7 protein-coding genes are annotated in these 7,194 nt (G+C 72.7%); 3 read left to right on the top strand and 4 right to left on the bottom strand.

Annotated features, from left to right (window positions below; all coding sequences use genetic code 11):
* Window positions 1-161: 161 nt before the first annotated feature.
* The gene (locus UWG_RS0126440) at window positions 162-605 is read right to left on the bottom strand and encodes a Fur family transcriptional regulator (protein WP_016910206.1); all 444 of its coding nucleotides are present in this window, start codon (window positions 603-605) and stop codon (window positions 162-164) included.
* 74 nt (window positions 606-679) lie between these two features.
* Entirely contained in the window at window positions 680-889 is a 210-nt protein-coding gene (locus tag UWG_RS0126445) for a DUF2180 family protein (RefSeq protein ID WP_016910207.1), read from the bottom strand.
* Between the two features lie 388 nt (window positions 890-1,277).
* On the opposite strand from UWG_RS0126445, the gene UWG_RS0126450 reads away from it, so the two are divergent.
* The gene (locus tag UWG_RS0126450) at window positions 1,278-2,174 is read left to right on the top strand and encodes an IclR family transcriptional regulator (RefSeq protein ID WP_016910208.1); all 897 of its coding nucleotides are present in this window, start codon (window positions 1,278-1,280) and stop codon (window positions 2,172-2,174) included.
* Between the two features lie 115 nt (window positions 2,175-2,289).
* Here the strand turns inward: UWG_RS0126450 and UWG_RS31845 are convergent, their stop codons facing one another.
* Window positions 2,290-4,302: a transporter substrate-binding domain-containing protein gene (locus UWG_RS31845; protein ID WP_078495748.1), complete on the bottom strand. Its 2,013-nt coding sequence runs from the start codon at window positions 4,300-4,302 to the stop codon at window positions 2,290-2,292.
* Between the two features lie 273 nt (window positions 4,303-4,575).
* On the opposite strand from UWG_RS31845, the gene UWG_RS0126465 reads away from it, so the two are divergent.
* Complete coding sequence (locus UWG_RS0126465) at window positions 4,576-5,508, top strand: DUF4396 domain-containing protein (RefSeq protein ID WP_016910211.1); 933 nt, start codon at window positions 4,576-4,578, stop codon at window positions 5,506-5,508.
* A gap of 153 nt (window positions 5,509-5,661) precedes the next feature.
* On the opposite strand, the gene UWG_RS0126470 is transcribed toward UWG_RS0126465, so the two are convergent.
* On the bottom strand, window positions 5,662-6,264 hold the full coding sequence (locus UWG_RS0126470; protein ID WP_016910212.1) for a flavin reductase family protein: 603 nt from the start codon (window positions 6,262-6,264) through the stop codon (window positions 5,662-5,664).
* A 324-nt stretch (window positions 6,265-6,588) separates the two neighbouring features.
* On the opposite strand from UWG_RS0126470, the gene UWG_RS0126475 reads away from it, so the two are divergent.
* Window positions 6,589-7,194 (top strand): alpha/beta fold hydrolase (locus tag UWG_RS0126475; RefSeq protein ID WP_029391790.1); only part of this gene is annotated, 606 nt, incomplete at its 3' end.

Consider the following 7,194-nt stretch of genomic DNA (forward strand, 5'->3'; position numbering starts at 1 on the left):
TCGCGGCTTCCGGTGGTCATCGGGGCTCCAGGCGCGTCGGGGAGGCGAGTCGCGTGCGTGCACGGCGGTGGCCAAGTATCCCTGAAACACGGGAAGTCGGCGATCTCCCCGCGGTGCCGCCGTGCGTCGGGCGCGCCTCGCCCGGCTGCCTCGCGGCAGGCTCAGGCGTCGGCCTCCCGGCAGCTCTCGCACGTGCCCCACCACGTGACCTCCGCCTCGGCGAGGGCGAACCCGTGGGTGTCCGACGGAGTGAGGCAGGGGGCGGCGCCGACGGCGCAGTCGACATCCTGGACGCGGCCGCAGGTGCGGCAGACGAGGTGGTGATGGTTGTCGCCGACGCGGAGTTCGTACCTGGCGGGGGAGCCGGCGGGCTCGATGCACCGGACGAGGCCGGAGCGGGCCAGGTCGTCGAGGACGTTGTAGAGGCCCTGACGGGAGAGGCCGTGCGCGGTGCCGGGGCCGAGGAGGGACTCCAGGTCGGGGGCGGTCGCGTGGGGCGCTTCGCCGAGTGCGGTGAGGACGGCGCGGCGCTGTGCCGTGCTGCGCAGGCCGCGGCTCCGCAGCAGGTCGGTTGCGGTGTCGGCTGCCGTGTTCATGGTGATCACGCCCTTCGGGTCCGCTTGCCGAGCGTACCGGTGGGATGGCGGGTGCGGGCCGTGCCGGTCGCGGCCCCGGCGGGTCAGCCGGCGGGCGACTCCGCCGCGTGGCAGGAGGGGCACAGTGCGCGACGGGCGAGGGTGCTGCCGGTGCGGGCGCCGACACCGGTGTTGCGGCGGATCGGCTCGGCGGCGAGGTGCGTGTGCGCGGGGCAGGCGCCGACGCCGCAGCGGGTGCAGATCGCGACCGAGGGGGTGTCGGCCTCGTGGGCCGCGCAGTCGTAGCACTTCATGTCGTTCTCCTGGGCGCGGGTGTGCGCGGCGCGGGGCAGGGGTCGGCGCGCACGTGTCGATCTTTCGAGGGGTATGCCCGGAAGATTAGCGAGTAGGTTTGACTCGGTCAAATCTAAGTGGCCGCGAAGAGTGGTGCCGAGGGGTCGCCGAGTGTGCGGCTGCCGCGTCCGCCTGGGCGGGTTCCGCTTCTCCGCCGGCGGGAGCGCGTGAGGCCAACTCTCCGCCGCTGAGCGCCCGTTCGGGAGGTTCCGGGCGTGCTTCCGGGGCGAGTCCGCTGATCGGCTCGGCCGCGCCCCTTCCTCGCCAACCAAGCGGCTGCTACGTTCTGACGAGAATTCATTTCAGTTTTGGATGAGCCGCCGAGCTGGAGATGAACCGGAGGTCGCGATGGCCACCATCGATGCTGCCCGTACCGAAACCGCAGAGGCCGCCCCGTGCGGACCGCCGCTCTCCATGGTCGAGCGGATGACACTGATCATGGACGCCTTCGAGAGCCGCCCCGCGCGACTGACCCTGGAGGAGGTGGCGTCCCGCACCGGACTGCCGCGGTCCACCGCGCACCGCATCCTCGACCAGCTCGTCCGCTGCAACTGGCTCGACCACTCCGCCTACGGCTACGGCCTCGGCCCCCGCCTCCTCGGCCCCGGCGGACAGGACGTCCTGCACGGCGAGATCCGCGCCGCGGCGGCCCCCCTCCTCCACGAACTCCACCTGCGCACACACCTGGTGGTGCACCTGGCGGTCCTCGAAGGCCCGGAGGTGCTGTACCTCGACAAGGTCGGCGGACGGTTCGCGCGAGGACTGCCCTCGCGCGTGGGCGGCCGTGCACCCGCCCACGCCACCGGCGTAGGCAAGGCGATCCTCGCGTGGCTCCAGCCGGAGCAGGTCGACGTCCTCCTCCCCGTCCGGCTCCCGCGGGCGACCGACCGCACGATCGGTGACCTGGGCACGCTCCGCCAGGAGTTGACCCGCATACGCGGCCGCCACGGCCTCGCCTTCGAGCGCGGCGAGGCGGCGCTCGGCGCGGGCTGCGTGGCCGCGGCGCTCCGCGGCCCCGAAGGCCCCGTCGCGGCACTCTCCCTCTGCGGCGAGGTGCGCACCGCGCCGCTGGAGCGGGTGGCCCCGCTCGTCGTCGACTCGGCACGCGAGATTTCCAGGGCGCTCTTCCCCGAGACGGGCACCACCCGCGCCCCGCGCCGCAACTGCGCGAGTACGCAGCCGACTTGGTCGAGGGAGACCATGCTGCGCCTCGTGTCGGAGAGCCGTGCGGACGGGTGGATCTGAGCGGCGGATCAACTCGCCCGCGGGCGAGGCGCGTTGACCCGGCCTCCGCTCGGTGTCCGGCCGGCGCACGGGCAGGTCGGGCAGCGGGACGCGGTGCGGGCAGGGGCCGGTGCGGTCACGTTCCGTCGAGGTCGACGGTTTCCCCCCGCGGTACGGCGATGTCCTCGACGTGCCATCTCTTCAGGATCTTCCGGTACTCGCCGCTCCTGACGACGCGGTCGAAAGCTCGCTGGACGGCTCGGCAGAGCGACGCGTGCGGCTCGGCGACGAGGATGCCGAAGTACGTCTCCAGGCTGCGGTCGCGACCGACGTCCTCCAGGCCGCCACCCGGGTACGTGGCCGCACCGTAGGCCGCCACCGCGTAGTCGCCCTGGAACATGTCGCACTCGCCCGAGGCGACGGAGCCCAGGGCGTCCTTCACGGAGTCGAACTCGCGGAGCTGTACCTTCTCGTCGTCTGCCAACTTGGCTGTGGTCCAGGTGCCGCTCATCGCGGCGATCACCTTGCCCACCGTGGTGCCGTGGCCGTGTGTGATCTTCTGCGGATTCCCCTCCGGGACCACGAACGTATCGGAGTCCCGCAGATGCCGGATCTCGTACATGCCGCTCGCGCTGACCGTCCCCACCGGCCGTCCCTCCTCCGCGGCCGTGTACAACTTCGCCGACATCGCGAGGTCGAACTCTCCGCCCTTCAGCCCGGAGAAGAGTGAGGTGAACTCCCTGTTCTCGAACTCGAACCGAATGTCCAGCTCGCGGCCGAGTGCTTCGGCGATGTCCACGTTGACGCCGGCCGGCTCGCCGTTCCGGAGGAACTCCATCGGCGCGTAGGAGAGGTCCGTTCCGACGGTGAGCACTCCCTTCTTCCGGACCTGCTGCGGCAGCTCGACGGCGGGCCTGCTCCTCGCGCCGCCCGCGGGCTGCTTGGCGGCTTGGTTGCTCCGTTCGTCCTCCGGAAGCAGCGTCCACGCGAGGACGCCGCCACCGGCCGCGACTCCTGTGGCGGCGAGTGCCGCGAGGACGCGGCGCCTGCTCGTGCCACGCGCCGTCGGTCGGGGAGCGCCGTCCGAACGAGCCGGATCGCGTGGCCCCAATTGCGTCGGTTCGAGGGGTTCCGGTGCCGCACGGGGCGATGTCCGCTCGGGCGGGGGAGCGGTGGCGGGCGGGTCCGCCGACATGCCCACGTCGGTGAGGAACTCCACGCCCTCGAACGCGTCGGCGCCGGACGGGCCGGTCGCGGGGGTGTTGCCGGAGTCCGAGCCGCCGAGTTCCGCGGCGAGCCGCCGCAACTCGGCGGTCACGGGTCCCGGGAGCCAGTCGGCGTACGCAGGCGCGCCGAAGTGCTCCGTGAGGGCCGCCACCGTGGGCCGGCTTTCCGGGTCCTTCTCCAGGCAGGCCGCCGCCTGCGCCGCGAGGCGCGGAGGGAGCCCGTCGAGCGCGGGCTCCTCGTGGACGGTGCGGTACATCAGGATCTGCGAGTCGGCGACGCCGAAGGGGCCGCGCCCGTCGCGGCGAAGACCAGGACGCCGCCGAGGGCGAACACGTCGGCTGCCGCGGTGAGTTCGGGGCCGGTCATCGTGAGCTGCTCCGGCGCCATGAACCCGGGCGTGCCGAGGACGGAGCCGGCCGTCGTCATGGTGGTGTCGACGGAGGAGCGCGCGATGCCGAAGTCGATGACGCGCGGGCCCGCGGCGGTGAGGATGATGTTCGAGGGTTTGAGGTTCCCTGTGCACCAGCGCCTTGGCGTGTGCGTCCGACAGCGCCCGCAGCAGCCCGGACGCCATCCTCGCCACGGCGTCCTCGGGGAGCGGGCCGTGGCGGTCCACCACCTTGCTCAGCGAGAGGCCCGGCACGTACTCGGTGGCCATCCACGGCACGTCGACGTGCGGAGCGGCGTCGACCACCTCCGCGACGAAAGGGCCGCCCACCCGCCGGGCCGCGGCCACTTCACGCGCGAAGCGCTTCCGGAAGCTCCCGTCGTCGGCGAGTTCGGGGCGCGCGGTCTTCACCGCCGCCATCCGCCCGTCGGGGGCTCGGCCCAGGTAGACCCGGCCCATCCCGCCCGCGCCGAGCACCCCGACGATGCGGAACGGCCCGACGCTCCGCGGGTCGTCCTTCGCCAACGCCTGCATCAACCCCCCTTGGTACGCCTGATGTTGCACGCAGTATCGCCTACGACGCCGGGCGCCCTCCGGCCGACCGCTCAGGCGGCGTCCGGGTGCGGTCGGTCGGCGGGCGCGGGGTGCCGGGCTCGGTCCACCACGCCCGATGGCCCGGGCCCGAGGCCCGACGCGTCGGTGTGCGGGGCCCGGCGACGTGGCCACGGGTTGCGCCTTCCACGTGGCCGGCCCCGGGCAGGAGCGGCACTCTGAGGGGGTCGGCCGATCAACTGCGCGGAGGCTGGTGTGCTGCTCGACGGAGTCATGCTGCTGTGGTTCCTCCAGGTGGCGATCGCCGTGGTCTTCGTTGCCTTCGACATCCGCACCACACCCGAGGCGACGGTGATGAAGTGGGGATTCGTCGTCATCACCCTCTTCAGTGGGCTGTTCGGGGCGCTGCTGTACGTGCTCAGTTGCCGCGAGCCGCTGCCCGGGACGCACGAGCAGTACGTGGCGGCGAAGTGGCGACAGGTGGTCGGGTCGACGATGCACTGCGTGGCCGGTGACGGGATCGGCATCCTCGCCGCCGCGGTGATCACCGACGTGCTGGGGCTGCCCCGGTGGGCGGATGTGCTGTGCGAGTACGCGTTCGGGTTCGCGTTCGGCTGGTCGATCTTCCAGGCCCTGTTCATGAAGGACATGTTCGGCAGCTACCACGAGTCGTTGTCGAAGACCTTCCTCCCCGAGCTGCTGTCGATGAACGCGGTCATGGGCGGCATGACGGCGGTGATGGTGCCGTGGATGACCAATTCCCCGCTGCACCCGAGCCCGGCCGGGCCGAACTTCTGGTTCATCATGTCCATGGCCTTGTGCGCGGGGTTCCTGGTCGCGCTGCCGATGAACTGGTGGCTGGTCGACCACGGGCTCAAGCACGGCATGATGACCGTACGGCGCACCGAGCCGGTACTGCCGGCGTCCGGGATTGCCCTGGCCGGCGCGGCCCTGGCCGGTCACCGGCCCGCCGGCCTCGAGCGCACCGGCCACAGCGGGGACCACGGCACGGGGCAGCAGGATCCCGGCCGGCAGGGCCACGAGACCTCATCAGGCACCGCGCACGGCCACCACGCGGAGGGCGGCCACGTCCCTCAAGGCCGGCTTGCGATCATGACCGTGGTCAGCTTCCTGGTCTGGGGGGCGGGATTCCTCATCGCCGGGTTCTTCGGCAACCTCACCATGTGACGAGCCCGGCGCCGCCACCGGCACGACCGGGCACGGGACCACCCGTCACGGTGACCACGCCGCACGTCGTTGCGCGCTGCCCACGGGACGACGAAGGAGAGGCCGGAGTCCGGGCCGATGGGTGCGTCAGGCGCGCAGCCCGCCCGTCCCCGCTCACACCGCATCCCACCCCAGCCCCCACCCCACGCTCTCCGACGCGGTGGCCGGCACCCCCTCGACCCCGAACCGCCCCCGGTAGAACACCATCGGCCGCCCCTCGCGGCACGGTTCGAGGGCGTGGACGAGGCCGACGGCGATGTCGTGGTCGCCGGCCGTGTGGACCGTCTGCACGGTGGCGTGGATGCGCGCGAGGACGCCGCGGAGGGAAGGGGCGCCGTGGGGGGAGGGGTCCCACTCCAGGGCTTCGAACTTGCGGCCGTGGCGCGACCCGAAGCGTGTGCACAGCTCCGTCTGGTCTTCGGCGAGGACGTTGACGGTGAACGTGCCCGAGGCGCGGATACGGGGCCAGGCACGGCCGCCGTGGCCGGCGCAGAAGAGGACGAGCGGGGGATCGAGGGAGACCGAGGCGAAGGACTGGCAGGCGAAGCCGACGGGGCCCGCCGCGTCGGCGCCCGTCACGACGGTGACGCCGGACGCGAACCGGCCCAGTACCGACCGGAGTTCGGCGGGAGAGGGAACGGCGGCGCCGCACGCGGGCTGTGCACGCCCGGCGTGCGCGTCTGCGGGAGACTCCGGCGTGACCGCCTCCGTCGACATACGGGTACACCTCCGATCCCGGCCGCTCGCGGTCGCGGGCGGCGCGGCACCGACGGTAGGGGCGCGGTCGAACGCCGCAGCCGCGCGGTCCCGGTGAGTGGAACCGGCCGGTGAGAGGACGTTCGGGAGCCCGCTGAGCGGCGCGGTCCCGCTCAACGGGACGAGCCGGCGGGCGTCCCGTACACCGCGGTTAGCGTCGCGAAATCGATACGGGACGAAAGGCGAACGCGGCCCCGGTCCCGCCCGCCATGTCGCACGGGCGCAACGCACCACCGGCGCCACCACCCTCCCCGAGTTCCCGAACTCCCCCGAACGAGGCGGATGATGACGAAAGAGCTGAGCCACAAGTCGACCCTCCGCGAGCTCAAGACCGACCGCGGCGTGCTCCGTTACCACGAGGCAGGGGAAGGCCCGCCGCTGCTCCTGCTGCACGGGTCCGGCCCCGGCGTCACCGGCTGGCGGAACTTCCGCGGCAACCTGCCCGTCCTCGCCGAGCACTTCCGTTGCCTCGTCCTGGAGTTCCCCGGGTTCGGCGTGAGCGACCCGGTGGACGACGGCCACCCGATGGCGCTCGCCCAGGACGCGGCCGTGCGCTTCCTCGACGGGCTCGGGCTCGACCGGGTGCGGGTGATCGGCAACTCGATGGGCGGCATCGTCGCCACCCAGCTCGCCGTCGCGCACCCGGAGCGGGTGGAGCGCCTGGTGACGATCGGCGGCGTCGGCAGGAGCCTCTTCGGGCCCGCGCCCGCGGAGGGGATCAACCTGCTCATGGAGTTCACGGAGGACCCGACGAGGGAGAAGCTCGTCGCCTGGCTCCGCTCCATGGTCCACGACCCGGCGCTGGTCACCGAGGAGTTGATCGAGGAGCGCTGGGAGCAGGCGACCGAGCCGGCGACGCTGGCCAGCGCACGGCGGATGTACGGCAGGGGG

The organism is Streptomyces xiaopingdaonensis (genome assembly GCF_000262345.1).
Taxonomy (GTDB): Bacteria; Actinomycetota; Actinomycetes; order Streptomycetales; family Streptomycetaceae; genus Streptomyces; species Streptomyces xiaopingdaonensis.